The 19,204-nt window shown below is 71.6% G+C and carries 17 protein-coding genes; 2 read left to right on the top strand and 15 right to left on the bottom strand.

The genetic code is table 11. The features are described 5' to 3' along the window. Positions 1 to 13: 13 nt before the first annotated feature. The 4 genes from ACZ5TL_RS12995 to aroH all read right to left on the bottom strand — a co-directional run bounded on the left by ACZ5TL_RS12995 (position 14) and on the right by aroH (position 3,058). On the bottom strand, positions 14 to 661 hold the full coding sequence (locus tag ACZ5TL_RS12995) for a lysophospholipid acyltransferase family protein (protein WP_468589596.1): 648 nt from the start codon (positions 659 to 661) through the stop codon (positions 14 to 16). Beyond that, entirely contained in the window at positions 658 to 1,320 is a 663-nt protein-coding gene (gene cmk / locus ACZ5TL_RS12990; protein WP_468589595.1) for a (d)CMP kinase, read from the bottom strand. Before cmk ends, ACZ5TL_RS12995 begins: the two co-directional genes overlap by 4 nt. A gap of 287 nt (positions 1,321 to 1,607) precedes the next feature. After that, positions 1,608 to 2,693, bottom strand: a complete 1,086-nt coding sequence (locus tag ACZ5TL_RS12985; protein ID WP_468589593.1) for a prephenate dehydrogenase — start codon at positions 2,691 to 2,693, stop codon at positions 1,608 to 1,610. After that, positions 2,690 to 3,058, bottom strand: coding sequence for a chorismate mutase (gene aroH, locus ACZ5TL_RS12980; protein ID WP_468589592.1), 369 nt, complete (start codon positions 3,056 to 3,058; stop codon positions 2,690 to 2,692). Before aroH ends, ACZ5TL_RS12985 begins: the two co-directional genes overlap by 4 nt. A 179-nt stretch (positions 3,059 to 3,237) precedes the next feature. On the opposite strand from aroH, the gene ACZ5TL_RS12975 reads away from it, so the two are divergent. Then, complete coding sequence (locus ACZ5TL_RS12975; RefSeq protein ID WP_468589591.1) at positions 3,238 to 3,651, top strand: Rieske (2Fe-2S) protein; 414 nt, start codon at positions 3,238 to 3,240, stop codon at positions 3,649 to 3,651. A gap of 24 nt (positions 3,652 to 3,675) precedes the next feature. Here the strand turns inward: ACZ5TL_RS12975 and ACZ5TL_RS12970 are convergent, their stop codons facing one another. The 11 genes from ACZ5TL_RS12970 to ACZ5TL_RS12920 form a co-directional block, all read right to left on the bottom strand. Then, positions 3,676 to 4,695 (bottom strand): ADP-ribosylglycohydrolase family protein, encoded by a 1,020-nt coding sequence (locus ACZ5TL_RS12970; RefSeq protein ID WP_468589589.1) that lies wholly within the window; start codon positions 4,693 to 4,695, stop codon positions 3,676 to 3,678. Beyond that, positions 4,692 to 5,411, bottom strand: a complete 720-nt coding sequence (locus tag ACZ5TL_RS12965; RefSeq protein WP_468589588.1) for an NUDIX hydrolase — start codon at positions 5,409 to 5,411, stop codon at positions 4,692 to 4,694. The genes ACZ5TL_RS12970 and ACZ5TL_RS12965 overlap by 4 nt, the downstream gene beginning before the upstream one ends. Before the next feature lie 79 nt (positions 5,412 to 5,490). Next, on the bottom strand, positions 5,491 to 6,552 hold the full coding sequence (locus ACZ5TL_RS12960) for a pseudouridine synthase (RefSeq protein WP_468589586.1): 1,062 nt from the start codon (positions 6,550 to 6,552) through the stop codon (positions 5,491 to 5,493). Continuing rightward, positions 6,552 to 7,241, bottom strand: a complete 690-nt coding sequence (gene scpB, locus ACZ5TL_RS12955; protein ID WP_468589584.1) for an SMC-Scp complex subunit ScpB — start codon at positions 7,239 to 7,241, stop codon at positions 6,552 to 6,554. Before scpB ends, ACZ5TL_RS12960 begins: the two co-directional genes overlap by 1 nt. Continuing rightward, positions 7,238 to 8,395 carry a segregation and condensation protein A gene (locus ACZ5TL_RS12950; protein ID WP_468589583.1) on the bottom strand — a complete coding sequence of 386 codons (1,158 nt, stop codon included), beginning with the start codon at positions 8,393 to 8,395 and terminating at the stop codon, positions 7,238 to 7,240. The genes scpB and ACZ5TL_RS12950 overlap by 4 nt, the downstream gene beginning before the upstream one ends. Before the next feature lie 18 nt (positions 8,396 to 8,413). Further along, positions 8,414 to 9,004 carry a hypothetical protein gene (locus ACZ5TL_RS12945; protein ID WP_468589582.1) on the bottom strand — a complete coding sequence of 197 codons (591 nt, stop codon included), beginning with the start codon at positions 9,002 to 9,004 and terminating at the stop codon, positions 8,414 to 8,416. Further along, entirely contained in the window at positions 8,989 to 10,116 is a 1,128-nt protein-coding gene (locus ACZ5TL_RS12940; RefSeq protein WP_468589581.1) for a ParA family protein, read from the bottom strand. The genes ACZ5TL_RS12945 and ACZ5TL_RS12940 overlap by 16 nt, the downstream gene beginning before the upstream one ends. 425 nt (positions 10,117 to 10,541) lie before the next feature. Then, a complete protein-coding gene (gene ald / locus ACZ5TL_RS12935; protein ID WP_468589579.1) occupies positions 10,542 to 11,666 on the bottom strand; it encodes an alanine dehydrogenase in 1,125 nt (374 codons plus the stop codon). A 148-nt stretch (positions 11,667 to 11,814) separates the two neighbouring features. Then, positions 11,815 to 13,854: a tetratricopeptide repeat protein gene (locus tag ACZ5TL_RS12930; RefSeq protein ID WP_468589578.1), complete on the bottom strand. Its 2,040-nt coding sequence runs from the start codon at positions 13,852 to 13,854 to the stop codon at positions 11,815 to 11,817. 604 nt (positions 13,855 to 14,458) lie between these two features. Beyond that, complete coding sequence (locus tag ACZ5TL_RS12925; protein ID WP_468589577.1) at positions 14,459 to 15,085, bottom strand: NUDIX domain-containing protein; 627 nt, start codon at positions 15,083 to 15,085, stop codon at positions 14,459 to 14,461. 94 nt (positions 15,086 to 15,179) lie between these two features. Then, complete coding sequence (locus tag ACZ5TL_RS12920) at positions 15,180 to 16,838, bottom strand: CTP synthase (protein ID WP_468590023.1); 1,659 nt, start codon at positions 16,836 to 16,838, stop codon at positions 15,180 to 15,182. A 542-nt stretch (positions 16,839 to 17,380) separates the two neighbouring features. Between ACZ5TL_RS12920 and ACZ5TL_RS12915 the strand changes: the two genes are divergently transcribed. Further along, positions 17,381 to 19,183 (top strand): glycoside hydrolase family 15 protein, encoded by a 1,803-nt coding sequence (locus ACZ5TL_RS12915; protein ID WP_468590022.1) that lies wholly within the window; start codon positions 17,381 to 17,383, stop codon positions 19,181 to 19,183. Positions 19,184 to 19,204 lie beyond the last annotated feature (21 nt).

Here is a 19,204-nt window from a genome sequence, read left to right as displayed (position 1 = left end):
TACTCAGTGTCGCCTAGCGCTTGGTGAGGCGCCTGGCGTTTTCCAGGTGGGCGGCCAGCTGCTTCTGGATGCGCCCGGTCGCCTCGTCCAGCGCCTTGCGCGTACGGCGGCCGCTGCCGTCGCCCGCCTCGAAGGGCTCGCCGAAGACGACGTCGACGCGCGAGCGCAGCGGAGGCAGCGTCTTTATCAACCGTCCGGGCCGGTCGGAACTTCCCAGCACGGCGACCGGCACGATCGGGGCGCCGCTGCGCACCGCGAAGTACGCGAGCCCGGCGCGCAGCGAGGCGAAGTCGCCCTCGCCCCGGGTGCCCTCCGGGAAGATGCCGAGCACGCCGCCGCCTGCCAGCACACCGAGCGCGCGGGTGATCGCCGTGCGGTCGGTGGTGTCGCGGTCCACCTTCAGCTGGCCGATGCCGGTCAGGAAGGGGTCGAGCGGGCCGATGAACGCCTCCTTCTTGATCAGGAAGTGCGTCGGCCGGGGCGCCACGCCCATGACCATCGGGCCGTCGATGTTGTGGGAGTGGTTGACCGCGAAAATCACCGGGCCGTGCGTCGGCACCCGCCAGGCGCCGAGCACGCGAGGCTTCCACAGCCCGTACATCAGGCCGACGCCGATGCGCCGCCCGACGTCGGCGCTCCGTGCCGAAGGCAGTTCGGTCACTTCCCGGCCCGCTTCTCCTCGACGAGGGTGACGACGCACTCGATGACCTGGGCCAGCGAGAGCTCGGTGGTGTCCACCTCGACGGCGTCGTCCGCCTTGGCGAGCGGCGAGGTCTTGCGGCTGGAGTCGGCGGCGTCCCGTTTGATCAGGGCCTCGCGGGTGGAGTGCACGTCGGCGCCCTTCAGCTCACCGCTGCGGCGGGCGGCACGCGCCTCCGGGGAGGCGGTGAGGAAGATCTTCAGGTCGGCGTCCGGCAGCACGGTCGTGCCGATGTCCCGGCCCTCGACCACGATGCCGTTCTTCGCGGCGGCCGCGATCGAGCGCTGCAGTTCGGTGATCCGGGCCCGCACCTCGGGCACAGCGCTGACCGCACTGACCTTGGAGGTGACCTCCTGGGTACGGATCGGGCCGGCCACGTCGAGGCCGTCGACCGTGATGGCCGGCCCCTGCGGGTCGGTGCCGGAGACGATCTCGGGCTTGCCCGCGGCGGCGGCGACGGCGGACGGGTCGTCGATGTCGATGCCGTTGCTGACCATCCACCAGGTGATCGCCCGGTACTGGGCGCCGGTGTCCAGGTAGCTCAGCCCGAGCTGCGCCGCCACGGCCTTCGAGGTGCTCGACTTGCCCGTGCCGGACGGGCCGTCGATGGCGACAATCACTGGCCTGGCGCTTTCCACTGTGGGGACCTTCCTGAACCGGGCTGGCGGGGGTGAGGGCGCGACTGCCCCGCACAAGGTTACCGGCCGCGGGTCACTCGTCCGGCCGCGCGTCGGTTCGCACGGCGCTCGGCCGCCCCCGGCCCGTCCGACGCCCCCGCCCGGCGCGCGGCTGACGACACCGCCCGGTCTCATCCGGCCCGTCCGGCGCCGGCGGACGGGACCGTTCAGTCCGAAGCGGGGCCCGGGGGCGGCAGCCCCCGGCACGGGCACCGGCAGCACCACACGGGCTACTGGCGGATCGCCCAGCCCCGCTCCCGCAGCGCGGCGGACAGCACCGGCGCGGCCTTCGGCTCCACCATCAACTGCACCAGACCGGCCTGCTGCCCCGTGGCGTGCTCGATCCGCACGTCCTCGATGTTGACCCCGGCCATCCCGGCGTCCGCGAAGATCCGGGCCAGCTGCCCCGGCTGGTCGTCGATGAGCACGGCCACGACCTCGTAGACCCGCGGAGCGGACCCGTGCTTGCCGGGGACGCGGATCTGTCCGGCGTTGCCGCGCCGCAGCACGTCCTCGATCCCGCCGGCGCCCGCACGGCGCTTGTGGTCGTCGGACGACTGCAGGGCGCGCAGGGCCCGCACCGTCTCCTCCAGGTCCGCGGCGACGTCCGTGAGCAGGTCGGCGACCGGGGCGGGGTTCGCGGAGAGGATGTCGATCCACATCGCGGGGTCGGACGCGGCGATCCGCGTCACGTCCCGGATGCCCTGCCCGCACAGCCGTACGGCGGCCTCCTCGGCGTGCTCCAGGCGGGCGGCGACCAGGCTGGAGACCAGGTGCGGCATGTGGGAGACGAGGGCGACGGCCCGGTCGTGGGCGTCGGCGTCCATCACGACCGGCACGGCCCGGCAGTGCGAGACCAGCTCCAGGGCGAGGTTCAGCACCTCGGTGTCGGTGTCCCGGGTCGGCGTCAGCACCCAGGGGCGGCCTTCGAAGAGGTCCGCGGTCGCGGCCAGCGGGCCGGACTTCTCCCGGCCCGACATGGGGTGCGAGCCGATGTACGCCGACAGGTCGAGGCCGCGTGCCTCCAGCTCGCGGCGCGGCCCGCCCTTGACGCTGGCGACGTCGAGGTAGCCGCGTCCCGCACCGCGCCGCATGGCGTCGGCGAGGACGTCGGCCACGTGCGCGGGCGGGGCGGCGACGATCACGAGGTCCACGGGCCCGTCCGGCGCCTCGTCCGTGCCGGCGCCGAGCGCGCCCGCCGTCCGGGCCTGCTCCGGGTCCGGGTCGGCCAGGTGCACGGTGACGCCCCGCTGGGACAGGGCGAGGGCGGCGGACGTGCCGATGAGGCCGGTCCCGATGACGAGTGCGGTCCTCACTGGGCGATGTCCTTGCGCAGGGCGGCCGCGGCGCCGAGGTAGACGTGGGCGATGTCGGCGCGGGGCCGGTCGGACTCGATGTGCGCGAGGACCCGGACGACGCGCGGCATGGCGCCTTCGATGTCCAGTTCCTGGGCGCAGATCAGCGGCACGTCCGCGAAGCCGGTGCCCAGCTTGCGGGCGGCGGCTGCCGGGAAGTCGCTGTGCAGGTCGGGCGTGGCCGTGAACCAGATACTGATCAGGTCGTCGGGTGTCAGGTGGTTGCGCTCCAGGATGGCCGTGAGCAGGGCTCCGACCTGCTCGTCCATGTGCCCGGCCTCGTCCCGTTCGAGTTGGACGGCGCCCCGGACCGCTCGTACCGCCACGGCGATGCTCCTTGCTGACGTACGTGTCGCTCTACGCCGACCAGCCTAGTCAGCCCGCGCGGACGGGGTGCGCGGCGCCCGCCCGGCGAGACGCCCACATTGGGGTTTCTTGGGTATTTTCGAGTCATCATTCAGCAAAGCCTGATTCCTCACCTTTTCGGCACTTCCGGAGTGACGACATGACCCACGAGACCACGCGCCGCACGGTTCTCCTCGCGACGGGGGTGACGGGCGCGGTGGCGTTCGTCGCGGCCTGCGGCGGAGGCGGCGACGACAACGGCTCCGCGTCGACGAGCGCCCCCGCCGGCCGGCAGCTGGGCTCCACCGACGAGATCCCGGTCGGGGGCGGCAAGATCTTCAAGGACGAGCGGGTCGTGGTGACCCAGCCGGAGCAGGGCCAGTTCAAGGCCTTCTCCGCGATCTGCACCCACCAGCGCTGCACGGTGGCGTCCGTCTCCGGCGGCACGATCAACTGCCCGTGCCACGGCAGCAAGTTCCGCATCGCCGACGGGGCGGTGGCCCACGGACCCGCGACCCGCCCGCTGCCGTCCGAGCAGATCACGGTGGAGGGAGACTCGGTCCGCCTGGCGTGAGGGCCCGCGACCGGCCGGGCGGCGTCACGCGTCCCAGAGCGCCCCGAGCGTGAGCAGGTCCCCCCGGTACTCCACCCGGTCCGCCCACTCGTTCGGCCAGGCCTCCGCGCCCAGGTACGCGCCGGCGAAGGCACCGGTCAGGCAGGCGATCGAGTCCGAGTCGCCGGCGGTGCAGGCGGCACGGCGCAGGGCCGTCACCGGCTCGTCGACGAAGAGCAGGAAGCACAGCAGGCCGGTCGCCAGGGCCTCCTCGGCGATCCAGCCCTCGCCGGTGGCCAGGCACGGGTCGGTCTCCGGCGAGACCGTGCGCACGGCGTGCTGGAGGCGGTCGAGGACCTCCAGGCACTCGTCCCAGCCCCGCGCGATGAACTGCCCGGGGCTCGGGTCCTGGGCCCGGCGCCACAGGTCGCCGAGCCAGCGCTCGTGGTAGTGGCTGCGGTTCTCCAGGGCGTACGAGCGGAGCAGCCCGACCAGCCCGGTCGGCTCGGCGCCCTGCGCGAGGAGGCGTACGGCGTGCGCGGTGAGGTCGGAGGCCGCCAGAGCCGTCGGATGCCCGTGCGTCAGCGCCGACTGCAACTGGGCGGCACCCGCGCGCTGTTCGTCACTCAGGCCGGGCACCAGGCCCAGGGGGGCGACGCGCATGTTGGCGCCGCAGCCCTTGGAGTCGATCCGGCTGGCGTCCTGCCAGGGACGTGCCTCGTCCTTCAGCAGTGAGCAGGCCTGGAGGCAGGTGCGGCCGGGGGCCCGGTTGTTCTCCGGCGACTGGTACCAGTCCACGAACTCCTCACGCAGGGGCCGGGCCAGCCGCAACGGGGTGAGCAGCCCCCGGTCCATCGCCGTCCGCACCGCACGCCCCAGTGCCAGCGTCATCTGTGTGTCGTCCGAGACGCGGGCACGCCGCGGCAGCTCCATCTCCCGCCACGGACCGAACTCGGCGAGGATCGAGGGGACGTCACTGAACTCGGCCGGGAAACCGAGCGCGTCCCCGAGGGCGAGCCCGGTGAGCGCACCGGTGGCGGCCTGCTTGTGGACGAGCATGGTCATGCGGGGCGTCCTTCCCGGGTCGGCCGGAGGAGCGGCGGGTGGAGGGTGGTGGCGTTTCCGGCGCGGTACAGCGCGGCGGGTTTGCCCCGGCCGCCGGTCAGCCGTGCGGCGCCCGGGACGGGGTCGACGAAGCCGGGCGTGGCGAGCACCTTGCGCCGGAAGTTGGGCCGGTCGAGCGCGGTGCCCCACACGGTCTCGTAGACCTGCTGGAGCTCACCGAGGGTGAACTCCGGCGGGCAGAAGGCGGTGGCGAGGCGGGTGTACTCGAGCTTGGCGCCGACCCGCTCGTGGGCGTCGGCCAGGATGCGGTCGTGGTCGAAGGCGAGCGGCCCCGCCGTGCCGTAGGACACCCAGTCGGCCCGGGCCGCGTCGCTGCCGCCGTGCGCCTCGGGCGCGTCGGGCAGCAGCGCGGCGAAGGCGACCGACACGACCCGCATCCGGGGGTCGCGGTCAGGTTCGCTGTACGTCCGCAGCTGCTCCAGATGCAACCCCGATACGTCCGACAGGCCGGTCTCCTCGGCGAGTTCACGCCGGGCGGCCGTCTCCGCGGACTCGTCCGGCTGCACGAACCCGCCGGGCAGCGCCCGGTGCCCGGCGTACGGCTCCTGCCCGCGCTCGACGAGCAGCACGTGCAGCGCGCCCTCCCGGAGGGTGAACACGGCGAGGTCGACGGTGACGGCGAAGGGCTCGTGGGCGTACTTGTCGTAGCCGTCCATGACGAACACCCCCTTTAATAGTCATCACGACTATAAAAGGGGGTGCAGGTCGATCACAAGCCCTCAGGACCCACGATCCTCAGAGGTCGACCTCCTGCATCAGCATCCCGACCTCCGTGTTGGACAGCCGCCGCAGCCAGCCCGACTTCTGGTCGCCCAGGGTGATCGGCCCGAAGGCGACCCGCACCAGCTTGTCGACCGGGAAGCCGGCCTCCGCCAGCATCCGGCGCACGATGTGCTTGCGGCCCTCGTGGAGGGTGACCTCGACGAGGTAGTTCTTGCCGGTCTGCTCGACGACCCGGAAGTGGTCGGCGCGCGCGTAGCCGTCCTCCAGCTGGATGCCGTCCTTGAGCTTCTTGCCCAGGTCGCGCGGGATGGGGCCGACGATGTGCGCGAGGTAGGTCTTCTTCACGCCGTACTTCGGGTGGGTCAGCCGATGCGCCAGCTCACCGTGGTTGGTGAGCAGGATGACGCCCTCGGTCTCGGTGTCGAGCCGGCCGACGTGGAAGAGCCGGGTCTCGCGGTTGGTGACGTAGTCACCGAGGCACTGCCGGCCCTCCGGGTCCTCCATGGTCGAGACGACACCGGCGGGCTTGTTCAGCGCGAAGAACTGGTAGCGCTGCGTGGCGACGGTCAGACCGTCGACCTTGATCTCGTCCTTCTCCGGGTCGACGCGCCGCCCCTGCTCCATGACGATCTCGCCGTTGACCTCGACGCGCGCCTCCTCGATCAGCTCCTCGCAGGCGCGCCGGGAGCCGAAGCCGGCCCGGGCGAGGACCTTCTGCAGCCGCTCGCCCTCCTGCTCGGCACCGGGAAAGGTCTTGGGGAGCTTGACGTCCTTCTTCCCGGCGTACCGGTCGCGGTTGCGCTCCTCGATCTGCGCCTCGTACTCGCGGGGGCGCGCCGGGTCCGTACGCCCCTGCTTCTGGGGCTGCTTGGGCCCGCCCTTGGCGCCGCCGCGGGCCGCGCCGCCGCGCCCGGCCTTGGGGCCGTCCTTGGTCGCCCCGGGGCCCACGTCGTAGCGGCGCTCCTCGGGGCGGGGCTTGCGGGGGCGGCCCTGCCCCTGCTTCTGGTCCCTGTTGTTGCCGGCGCCGCGGTGGTTACCGCGCCCGCCGCTCTTGCCGCTGCCGCTGCTTCGCATCAAAGTTCCGTCTGGTCGTCTTCGTCGTCGGTACCCGGGGTGGCCGGGCGGCTGCCCGGCACGTCGTCGTCAGGCGCGTCCGGGTCGAACGACGGTACGCCCTCCTGGGTCTCGGCCTCGATCGCCTCCGCCTCCGGGAGGAAGGGCGCGAGCTCCGGGAGCTCGTCCAGACCGCGCAGGCCCATCCGCTCCAGGAAGTAGTTCGTCGTCCTGTACAGGATCGCACCTGTTTCGGGTTCCGTGCCCGCCTCCTCTGTCAGACCGCGCTGGAGGAGGGTGCGCATGACGCCGTCGCAGTTCACTCCGCGTACGGCCGAGACCCGGCTGCGGCTCACCGGCTGCCGGTAGGCGACGACGGCCAGGGTCTCCAGGGCGGCCTGGGTGAGACGGGCCTGCTGGCCGTCCAGCACGAAGCGCTCGACGGCGGGCGCGTAGGCGGCCCGGGTGTAGAAGCGCCAGCCGCCCGCGACGTACCGCAGCTCGAAACCGCGGCCCTGGACGGTGTACTCGTCGGCCAGTTCGCGCAGCGCGTCCGCGATCTGGCGCTTCGGCCGCTCCAGTATCTTCGCGAGGTGCTCCTCGGTCGCGGGCTCGTCCACGACCATGAGGACGGCCTCCAGGGCGGGTTTGAGATCGAGGCCGGCGACGGTCCGCTGCCCGGCCGGCAGCTCGGTCGTTTGCTCGCTCACGCCTTCTTCTCCTCCTTCGGCGGCTCGGGCGGCCGGTCGAACTCGTCGGTGACGGTCGGTGTCTCGTCCCCGTCCCCGCCGGTCCACCGCACGAGCAGTTCCCCGAGCGCGGCCTCCTGCTCCAGCTCCACGGCCTTCTCGCGGTACAGCTCCAGCAGCGCGAGGAACCGCGCCACGACGGTCAGGATGTCGTCGGTGTCCTCCACCAGCGCCCGGAAGCCGGCCTCGCCCAGCTCTCTGAGCCGGGCCACGACGATCTGCGCCTGCTCCTGCACACTGACCAGCGGGGCGTGGATGTGGTCGACGTAGACCTGCGGCTTGGGCCTGGGCTGCATCGCCTTCACGGCGAGCCTGGCGAAGCCCTCGGCCCCGATGCTGATGACGACGTCGGGCAGCAGCTCGGCATGGTGCGCTTCGAGCCCGACGGTACGGGGGTAGCGCCGGGCCTCGTCGTCGAGCCGTGCGCTGAAGATGTCGGCGATCTGCTTGTACGCGCGGTACTGCAGCAGCCGGGCGAACAACAGGTCCCGCGCTTCGAGCAGCGCGAGATCGCCCTCGTCCTCCACCTCGGCGGCGGGCAGCAGCCGCGCGGCCTTCAGGTCGAGCAGGGTGGCGGCGACGACCAGGAACTCGGTCGTCTCGTCCAGGTCCCAGTCCGGCCCCAGGGCACGGATGTACGCCATGAACTCATCGGTCACCTTCGACAGCGCGACCTCGGTGACGTCCAGCTTGTGCCGGGAGATCAGCTGAAGCAGCAGATCGAAGGGACCTTCGAAGTTGGCGAGCCGGACCTTGAAGACGCCGTCGTCAGCCGCCGGGACCCCGGGCTCCACCTCCGTGAGCGCTACGCCCGCCCCTGTGCCCGCGAGGGCCAGGGCCTCGACCGGCTCCGCCGGCCGGACGTCCGCAACCGCGGGTTCCGTCCCCACGGGCGCCACAACCGGCTCCGACTCTCTCGTAGGCGGCACAGCGGGCTGCACGGGGCCCGTGGGCGGCACAACCGGCCCCACCGCGTCCGTGGGCGGCACAGCGGGATCCACCGTCGCCGCCGGTTCGACCGGCGGAGCCACCTCCGGAGCCCCCGGGCCTCTCCCCAGCGCACGCCGACGGCCGGCCGGGCCGCCGGGGGGTGGTGGGGAGGCGTTCGAGGTCATGGCCCCCGCAGGCTACCGCTACCGCCCGCGCAGCCGTCGTACGAGGATGCTGGCGTCTCCGCGGGTCTCCAGGTCGGCGAGGACCACCGCGACCGCCTCGCGGACGATGCGCCCGCGGTCGACGGCCAGGCCGTGCTCGCCGCGGAGGACGAGACGGGCGTGCTCCAGGTCCATGAGCTCCTCGGCCGACACGTACACCGTGATCTTCTCGTCGTGCCGCTCACGGCCGCTGGGACGGCGTGAGGCGGCCCGCCCGCGCTTGCGTGGTGCCGCCGCGCCCGCACCTGCCGCACCACCCGCACTCCCCGTGGCAGAACCTTCCTGCGCCGCCTGCCGGCGGGCGGCACCGGAGCGGCTGCGGGACTCCCCGGCCTCGGCCGACTCCGAGTCCGCCGCGACATGCTCCGCGCCCTCGCCGTCACCGCCCTGCGCGGGCACCGACTGCGGCGCGTCCTCCGCGCCGGCCGCCACGGCGTCGCTCTCCCCCGCCGGAGCGGGCACCCTGGCGTCGCCGTTGGCCGGACGCCTGGGCGTGGACGACTGCAGCGCCATCCCCCCTGTCGTACGGAAGAGTTCGTCGGCCCCCGGCAGACTCACTCGGCGTGACACCGGGCGAGCACCTCCCTGGCGAGCTGGCGGTAGGCGGCGGCACCGACGGAGTTGGACGCGTACGTGGTGATCGGCTCACCGGCGACCGTGGTCTCCGGGAACCGGACCGTGCGCCCGATGACCGTGTGGTAGACGTGGTCGTCGAACGCCTCGACGACGCGCGCGAGCACCTCACGGCTGTGCACCGTGCGCGAGTCGTACATGGTGGCGAGGATCCCGTCGAGCTCCAGGTCGGGGTTGAGCCGTTCCTGGACCTTCTCGATGGTCTCCGTCAGCAGGGCCACACCGCGCAGCGCGAAGAACTCGCACTCCAGCGGCACGATCACCTTGTGCGCGGCCGTCAGGGCGTTCACCGTGAGCAGGCCGAGCGAGGGCTGGCAGTCGATGACGATGAAGTCGTAGTCGTCCAGCAGCGGCTTCAGCGCGCGCTGCAGCGTCGACTCGCGGGCGACCTCGGAGACCAGCTGGACCTCGGCCGCCGACAGGTCGATGTTGCTGGGGAGCAGGTCCATGTTGGGGACCGCCGTCTTCAGCAGCACCTCGTCGGCCGCCATCCCCCGCTCCATGAGCAGGTTGTAGACGGTGAGGTCGAGTTCCATGGGGTTGACGCCGAGTCCGACCGACAGCGCGCCCTGCGGGTCGAAGTCCACGAGCAGGACACGGCGTCCGTACTCCGCGAGCGCGGCACCCAGGTTGATGGTCGACGTGGTCTTGCCGACGCCGCCCTTCTGGTTGCACATCGCGATGATCTTCGCGGGTCCGTGGTCGGTCAGCGGGCCCGGGATCGGGAAGTACGGCAGCGGGCGCCCCGTCGGGCCGACGCGCTCGCGGCGCTGTCTGGCCGCGTCGGGCGCGAGAGTGGCCGCGTACTCGGGGTCGGGCTCGTACTCCGCGTCGGGGTCGTAGAAGTGCCCCTCGGGCAGTTCGTCGTAGTCGGCGAAGTGGTTGTGGGGCGCGCCACTTCCGTCGCCGGCCATGGCGTTCACGTGATGGCCATCCATCTTCTGGTGTGCTGTGTGAGTCGCCTGCTGACTCTGGTGGGCTGCGAAGGTGCGCACAGCGACGGAGCCGACAGCCTCGAACCCCGCGGGACCCTGGTCCCGTGCAGGCATTCCTGGTTGACCACCCCCGGGAGTAAATGTCGACTCATTCACAAGTCGTCTTACCTCCTTGGTGACCAGGAAACTTCTAGACAGGTCAGCGTGGCACCATGCCGACGGTTGGCGACTCTATGGCGTGTCGGGCATCCGCAGCAACACAATCCGCCGGACCCGGCCCGATGTGTCGGCAATGAAACATCCCGCTGTCAAGGGCGTACGGCCGTCGCACGGCAGGTTTCACCGGTGTGCGAATCGGTTGAAGGGTTACGTTCGAGGCGAGTTGCTCGAGAATCGCGAAGTGACCATACACACATCCGGCCGGACCTTGTCGGGCAAGGTCCGGCCTGGTGCGAGGCGTTGACGACCCGTGTTGACGTATCGCCTTTGCCGGTGGGTGACTTAGCCGACTTACCGGCCGTCGGGTGCCGGTCGGCGGCTCAACCGAGCAGCGAGGACAGCTCCACGTGCTCCACGCCGTGCGCCTCGGCGACCTCGCGGTAAACGACCTTGCCGTCATGCGTGTTGAGACCCTTGGCCAGCGCGGCGTCGCGGCGCAGGGCGCCGACCCAGCCGTGGTCGGCCAGTTCGACGATGTACGGCAGCGTGGCGTTGGTCAGCGCGTAGGTGGAGGTGTTGGGCACCGCGCCGGGCATGTTGGCGACGCAGTAGAAGACCGAGTCGTGGACCCGGAAGGCCGGCTCGGCGTGGGTCGTCGGGCGGGAGTCCTCGAAGCAGCCGCCCTGGTCGATCGCGATGTCGACAAGGACACTTCCGGGCTTCATCCGCGAGACGAGCTCGTTGGTGACCAGCTTCGGGGCCTTGGCACCGGGGATCAGGACCGCGCCGATGACGAGGTCGGCCTCCAGGCAGGCCTTCTCCAGCTCGAAGGCGTTCGAGACCACCGTCTGGATCTTCGTGCCGAAGATCCTGTCCGCCTCGCGGAGCTTGTTGATGTCCTTGTCGAGCAGGGTGACGTGGAAGCCCATGCCGATGGCGATCTGCGCGGCGTTCCAGCCGGAGACCCCGCCGCCGATGACGACGGCCCGGCCGGCCAGCACACCCGGGACACCGCCGGGCAGCACACCCCGGCCGCCGTTGGCGCGCATCAGGTGGTAGGCGCCGACCTGCGGGGCCAGCCGGCCCGCGACCTCGGACATCGGGGCGAGCAGCGGCAGCGCGCGGCTGGGCAGCTCGACCGTCTCGTAGGCAATGGCCGTGGTGCCGGACTCCAGCAGCGCGTCCGTGCACTCCTTGGAGGCGGCCAGGTGCAGGTAGGTGAAGAGCGTCTGGTCCTTGCGGAGGCGGTGGTATTCCTCGGAAATGGGCTCCTTGACCTTCAGCAGCAGGTCGGCGGCGGCCCACACCTCGTCGGCGGTCTCCAGGATCTGCGCGCCGGCGCCCACGTACTCCTCGTCCATGATCGAGGAGCCGACGCCGGCGCCGCGCTCGATGACGACCTGGTGTCCATGACGCACCAGCTCGTGCACGCCGGCGGGGGTGATGGCCACCCGGAACTCGTTGTTCTTGACCTCGCGGGGGATGCCGACCTTCACGTCGATCACGGTCCTTGGCTCAGAGGGTGTTCAGAGGGTATGGGGGTACTTCTTAGACATACCCCGGCACACGCGGGCACACCGGGATAGACCGCAGGAGAATGTGCGGCAGAGCCAGTCTAATGAAGGTGTTCCCGCTGTCTAGCCTTTCATTGCATCAATCTTCAGCTGATGCGGTACGGATTTCGCAGGCGTCGGGTTCGTTTTGAAGGTTTGACTCGCCGAGGATTCGCTCGGCGGCGCCCCGGTGCAGCCCGGCCGACGCGGGGTCGCCGAGGTGTTCGAGGGTGTCGGCGACCCTCAGGTGCAGGGCCGCCTGCAGGCGCGTGTCCTCCGCACGTCGTGCCCACTCCACGGCCTCCCGGCAGGTGCGCAGCGACTCCTCGGGCCGGCCCGCGTACTCCTGGACCCGCGCGAGCTCGCTCAGGGCCCGCGCCTGGGCGGCCACGTCGCCGCATCTGCGGTGCCCGGCGATCGCCGCGCGCCAGTTCCGCAGCGCCTCGCCGTAGCGGCCCGCGAAGGTGTGGGCGGCGGCGATACGGCCGTACAGCCGGGCGGCCTCGGCCCGCTCGCCCCGGGCCAGCCGCTCGACCAGGGCCCGGCCGAACCAGTCGGCGGCCCGGTCGAAGTCACCGAGCTCCAGGTGCGCGCCGCCTACGGATTCCATCGCGCGGCCGGTCGCGTACGGGTCGTTCACCTCGCGTCCGGCGTCCAGCGCGGCCCGGTATCGCATCAGGGCGTCGGCCGTACGGCCGGTGCGGGCGTCGAGGTCGCCGAGGTTGAGCAGCGCGGCGGCCTGCTCGCGGGGCAGGTCCCGGCGCTCGGCCACGCCGAGGACCAGGCTGTGGATGTCGTACAGGTCGGGCGCGGCGGCCTGGGTACCGATGTGGGCCGCCATCGCCCGCACCAGCTGGGACATCAGCCGCCGGGCCAGGGTGTCCAGCTCGCCGTCGGCGACCGCGAGCCGGGCCGAGGCCAGCAGGGCGGGCCGGGTCAGCCGCAGCCAGTCGGCAGCCGCCCGCGGGGTGGGAAAGCGCAGGGCACGCGGCATGTCGAGGAGCTTCTGGCGTGCCTGGGGGCTGTCGGTCTCGGTGATCGCCCTGCAGGCTTGGAGCAGCCGCACGGTCCGCTCCAGCATGCGGGCGCGGGCCAGCTGGAGCTCGGCCGGACGCTCGTGGCGCGCGGCGAGGATCCGCAGCTGGGGGTGGAGGTAGCCGGGCACCTCGTACTGCGGCAGCGGGGAGTCCACCACGTGCAGGAAGCCGAGGGCGACGAAGTCGTCCAGGGTGGTGCGGGCGCTGCCGACGGAGCAGCCGACGAGCGCGGAGGCGGTCTGCGGGTCGACCAGTCCGGCCGGGGCGAGAGCGAGCAGGCGCAGCATCCGGGCGGCGCCCGCGGGCAGGGCGGCGTAGGCAAGCCGGAAGACCCGGGTCAGGGCGGTGCCCTCGGTGTCCTCGGAGCGCAGTTGCTTGGCGAGGTCGGAGACGGCCGCGTTGGGCCGGGCCGCGAGCCAGCCGCCAGCCAGCATCAGTGCGGCGGGCTGGCCCTGGCACTCCTCGGCGAGGCCCTCGGCGGCCCGGGGGTCGACAGTGATGCGGACCGAGCCGGTGTGCCGGGTCAGCAGTTCCACCCCGGACTTGGCGTCCAGGCCGCCCAGGGTGCAGGGGCGGACGTCCGAGATGCCGGTCAGCGGGCCCTCGGAGACCGCGACGACCAGACAGTCCGGGGCGTCCGGCAGCAGGGTGTCGACCTGCTCGGCGTCGGCCGCGTCGTCCAGCAGGAGCAGCGTGCGGCGGTCGGCCAGGGCGGTGCGCAGCGCGTCGGTGAGGTCGTCCTCGCAGGCTCCGGCCGGGGCTTCCTCGTCCAGTGCGGCGAGCAGGTCCCGGGCGGCGCGCCCGACCGGTACGGGCGTGCCGTCGGGGTCGGTCAGGCGGGCGCGCAGCACCCCGTCGGGGTAGCGGTCCGCGACCTGTCGTACGAGTTCCTCGGCGAGTGCGGTGCGGCCCGAGCCGGGTCGGCCGGCGATGAGCAGCACCCGCGCGCGGGGCGCCTTGCGGCCGGCCAGGGTGTCCAGTCCGGCGCGCTCGATGTCGGCGCGCAGTTCCTTCAACTCCCGTGTGCGGCCCAGGAACTCGTTCGCCCCGGCAGGGCGCCCGGTCAGCCGCACGTCGCCTGTTTCCACGACCTGATCCGTCACGGGCCACACTCCCGTCCCACCGCACCGCAAGCCCGCCGGGACTCCGGTTCGGGCATGCCTAAGAGCCTAGTTCACGCTCTGCAACGTTCCGGGTGGTGCACAGCGGGCGGGGCGGCCACTTCCCCCGATCGGATCAGCCGATCTTCACACCGCGAGGACTCCGGACGGGCCCCCAACGGGGCGACCGGGCCTGTCCGGCGGCCGGAGCCGATCCGCGGCCGGATCCCCGCCCGCCGGACAGGCAAGGGACCACGGACATCCGTCCACGCTCCGCGGACGAGACGGGCCGCCGACGGTCCGGGACCAGCCGACGCGACGGGCCGCCGACGGTCCGGAACCGGCCGACCAGACAGTGCACCGACGCCCCACGCCCCGGACAGGACAGCCCACCGATGCCCCAGGTCCCGCGGACGAGGCAGAACCCCTCGAACGAACGCAAACCCGGCGATACAACCGGACCAGCGGGCAAGACCAGCCCGGCCGCCCTGCCCCGACCGGGCCGGAACAAGGACGGGGCACCCCAGGCAGAGGGGTCCGCTCACGCGCACCGCTTCGCCGCCCGCCCCTGGGGCAAACGCCCCGACCCGGCCCGCCCCCGGAGGGCTCAGGCCTCGAACGGACGCGCCGGCCAGGGCGCCAGTGCCGGGCGCAGTGCGTCCAGGCCGTCCCCGGCGCGCGCGGCGACCAGGGAGAGGACGCCCACGACGAGGCAGTTGTTGTGCAGCTCACCTGCCAGCACGCCCCGGACGAGGTCCTCGACCGGCACCCGGTCGAGTTCCATGTCAGCTTCTTCCTCCTCGACCGCGAAGCGTTCGCCCTCGGCCTCGGACAGCTCGCGCGCGAGGAAGATCCGCACGGCCTCGTCACAGCCGCCGGGCGTGGTGTAGACGTCGGTCAGCACCCGCCAGTCCTCGGCCTTGACGTGCGCCTCCTCGTACAGCTCACGCTGCGCGGCGTGCAGCGGGTTCTCGCCGGGGACGTCGAGCAGTCCGGCCGGGATCTCCCACAGCTTGTGGCGCACGGGGTGGCGGTACTGGCGCAGGACCAGGACGCGGTCGGACTCGTCGAGGGCGAGGACGGCCACGGAACCGGGGTGGACCTGGTAGTCACGGCCGACCACGGTGCCGTCGGGCATGACCACGTCGTCGGTGCGGACGGAGGTCTTGTTGCCCACGAAGGGGGTCTGAGTCGCCCGGATCTCCCACTCCTGCGGGGTGTCCTTGATCGTCATGCCTGTCCTTCCACGTGCCGCACGACCTGCCGAAACAAAACCGGGGTGCACACCCATTGAAGGGATGCACCCCGGCCACCGTACAACTGGTCTGTTACTTCGAAGTCTTCCGCTCGACCGCGGCCTTGACGAGTCCGGCGAACAGCGGGTGCGGACGCGTCGGGCGCGAGCGCAGCTCCGGGTGTGCCTGCGTGGCGACCAGGTACGGGTGGACGTCGCGCGGGTACTCGACGTACTCGACGAGCTTGCCGTCCGGCGAGGTGCCGGAGAACAGGATGCCCGCCCGCTTCTCCAGCTCGGCGCGGTAGGCGTTGTTCACCTCGTAGCGGTGACGGTGCCGCTCCTCGACGTACTCCTTGCCGTCGTACACCTCGCGCACGATCGAGCCCTCGGCGAGCTTCGCCGGGTACATGCCGAGCCGCATGGTGCCGCCCATGTCACCCTCACCGGCGACGATGTCGAGCTGCTCGGCCATGGTGGAGATGACCGGGTGGGAGGTGGCGGGGTCGAACTCGGTGGAGTTGGCGTCCGAGATATCGGCCATGTGGCGCGCGGCCTCGATCACGATGCACTGCAGGCCGAGGCAGAGGCCGAGCAGCGGGATCTTGTTCTCGCGGGCGTACTTGATCGCGCCGACCTTGCCGAGCACACCGCGGTCGCCGAAGCCGCCGGGGATACAGACGCCGTCGACGTCGCCGAGCTGCTGGGCCGCGCCCGCCGGGGTCTTGCAGTCGTCGGAGGTGACCCACTTGATCTTCACGCGGGCCCGGTTGGCGAAGCCGCCGGCGCGCAGCGCCTCGGTGACCGACAGGTAGGCGTCGGGCAGGTCGATGTACTTGCCGACCAGCGCGAGGATGATCTCGTGGTCGGGGTTGTGGACCCGGTCGAGCAGGTCGTCCCAGGTCGTCCAGTCGACGTCGCGGAACGGCAGGTCCAGCTTGCGGACGACGTAGGCGTCCAGGCCCTCGCCGTGCACGGTCTTGGGGATGTCGTAGATCGAGCGGGCGTCGGGGCAGGCGACGACGGCGGCCTCGTCGACGTCGCACATCAGCGAGATCTTCCGCTTGATCGCGGTGGGCACCTCGCGGTCGCAGCGCAGCACGATCGCGTCCGGCTGGATACCGATGTTGCGCAGGGCCGCGACCGAGTGCTGGGTGGGCTTCGTCTTCAGCTCACCCGAGGGACCGATGTACGGCAGGAGCGAGATGTGGACGACGAAGACGTTGTCACGGCCGACCTCGTGACGGACCTGGCGGACGGTCTCCAGGAACGGCAGCGACTCGATGTCGCCGACCGTGCCGCCGACCTCGGTGATCACGACGTCGACCTCGTCCGTCGCCATGCGGCGGATGCGGTGCTTGATCTCGTTCGTGATGTGCGGGATGACCTGCACGGTGTCGCCCAGGTACTCCCCGCGCCGCTCCTTGGCGATCACGGTGTTGTACACCTGGCCGGTGGTGACGTTGGCGGAGCCGTCGAGGTCGCGGTCGAGGAAGCGCTCGTAGTGGCCGATGTCCAGGTCGGTCTCGGCCCCGTCGTTGGTGACGAACACCTCACCGTGCTGGAAGGGGTTCATCGTGCCCGGGTCGACGTTCAGGTACGGGTCGAGCTTCTGCATCACGACGCGCAGACCGCGGGCCTTGAGCAGCATGCCGAGGCTGGAGGCCGTCAGGCCCTTGCCGAGCGAGGAGACGACACCCCCGGTGACGAAGATGTGCTTGGTCGTCGAGTTACGAAAAGCGGCGGGCGGCATGGCCAAGACGGGGCTCCCGTGGTCGCGGTCTGGGGGTGCGGGGCGGCTGCCTGCCGGAGGTTCCGGGGGCGCCGTCGCTGCGGTTCGGGGGTTCCCTGTCGAAGATTCCCCTCCGGGGAAGGGGCCCACCGGTCCACGGGCTACCAGCGTATCAGCGCCTCGGGGCGATGGCTTCCGGCCACGCTCCGCACACATCCCGACACGGAGGCGATCGCCCTCACCGGTCCCTCACCCCTTGCTCACTCGTTCGGCGTACTCGCCTTGCCCGGACCGGCACCCGGATCATCCGCGTGCGTCGTATCCTGCTCGGACACTCGCTGCCGAGCCCGTCCGGCCCAACGGCACCACCCACCGCCCGTAAACACCGGAACAACGTGAGCTCGTCAGTTCGTTGAGCAACAATTGGCGCTTTGCATCACGGCTGAGTGACCTGTTTTGCTTCATCGCTCAACGACGCATTGCAAGACCTGCTGAAACCCCCCTTGACCGCACTAGCGACAGCCCCCTCGTGGGGTGACGTGGCCGTTCGACTGGAGTTGCACGTGGCCGGGCGCATCGAAGACTACGCACTCATCGGAGACATGCAGACCGCTGCCCTGGTCTGCCGGGACGGGACGGTCGACTGGCTGTGCCTGCCCCGCTTCGACTCGCACGCCATCTTCGCCGGCCTGCTGGGCACCGAGGAACACGGCTTCTGGCGGCTCGGCCCCGCCCATGCCTCCGACCAGGAACCGCCCACCGCCGCCCGGCGCACCTACCGGGGCGACTCGCTGATCCTGGAGTCCGAGTGGGACACCCAGCGGGGCACGGTCCGGGTGACGGATTTCATGCCGCCGCGTGACGGCGCCCCGCAGCTGATCCGGATCGTGGAGGGCGTCTCGGGGCGGGTGCCGATGCGCTCGGCGCTGAGGATGCGGTTCTCCTACGGGCGGGTGGTGCCGTGGGTGCACAAGCACGAGGGGCGCACGGTGGCCGTCGCGGGCCCCGACTCCGTGTGGTTCGACACATCCGCGGAGACGTACGGCAAGTCGCTGACCACGTACGCGGACTTCACGGTGGCGCCGGGTGACCGGATCGCGTTCACGATCTCCTGGGAGCCCTCGCACAAGGAGCCGCCGCCGCTGCCGGAGCCGGAGCAGTCGCTGGAGGCGACGGAGGACTTCTGGCGCGAGTGGGTCGACCACTGCACGTACCACGGCCCGTACCGCGAGGCCGTGATCCGGTCGCTGATCACGCTGAAGGCGCTGACGTACGCCCCGACCGGCGGCATCGTCGCCGCGCCGACCACCTCCCTGCCGGAGGACATCGGCGGCGTGCGCAACTGGGACTACCGCTACACGTGGCTGCGCGACGCGGCGATCACACTGTCCTCGCTGCTGCGCACCGGCTACCGCGAAGAGGCCCGCGCCTGGCGCGAATGGCTGCTGCGGGCGGTGGCGGGCGACCCGGAGAACCTGCAGATCATGTACGGCATCGCCGGCGAGCGCGAGCTCGGCGAGGCGGAGCTGGACTGGCTGCCGGGCTACGAGACCTCCGCCCCGGTCCGGGTCGGCAACGGCGCGGCGCACCAGCTCCAGCTGGACGTGTACGGCGAGGTCACCGAGGCCCTGCACTTGGCCCACATGACGGGCCTCGCGCGCAACGACTACGCCTCGCTGCTCCAGCTGAAGCTGATCCGCTACCTGGAGGACCACTGGCAGGAGCCGGACGAGGGCATCTGGGAGGTGCGCGGCCCGCGTCGCCACTTCGTGCACTCCAAGGTGATGGCCTGGGTCGCCGTCGACCGCACGATCAAGCTGATCGAGTCCGGCGACGCGGACGGCCCGCTGGAGCGCTGGCGCGAGCTGCGCGACGACATCCACCGGGACGTGTGCGACAAGGGCTACGACAAGGAGCGCAACACCTTCACGCAGTCGTACGGCTCGAAGGAGCTGGACGCGTCGCTGCTGCTGATCCCGCAGATGGGCTTCCTGCCGCCGGACGACAAGCGCGTCATCGGCACCATCGAGGCGATCCAGCGGGAACTGTCCACGCCGGACGGCTTCATCCTGCGCTACCCGACCTCGGGCGGCGACGAGGGCGTCGACGGGCTGCCCGGTGACGAGGGCGCGTTCCTGGCCTGTTCGTTCTGGATGGCCGACGACCTGGCGATGATCGGCCGCGTGGACGAGGCCCGCAAGCTGTTCGAGAAGCTGCTGTCCCTGCGCAACGACCTCGGACTGCTGGCCGAGGAGTGGGACCCGCGTCTGCAGCGCCAGGTGGGCAACTTCCCGCAGGCCTTCAGCCACGTGCCGCTCATCGACACGGCGCTGCGACTGACGGCTTCGGGCGCCTACGGCGGCTGAACGGATCCGTTCGGCGCCGGG

The organism is Streptomyces sp. NPDC033136 (genome assembly GCF_055578235.1).
This window is presented reverse-complemented; position numbering and strand designations above follow the sequence as displayed.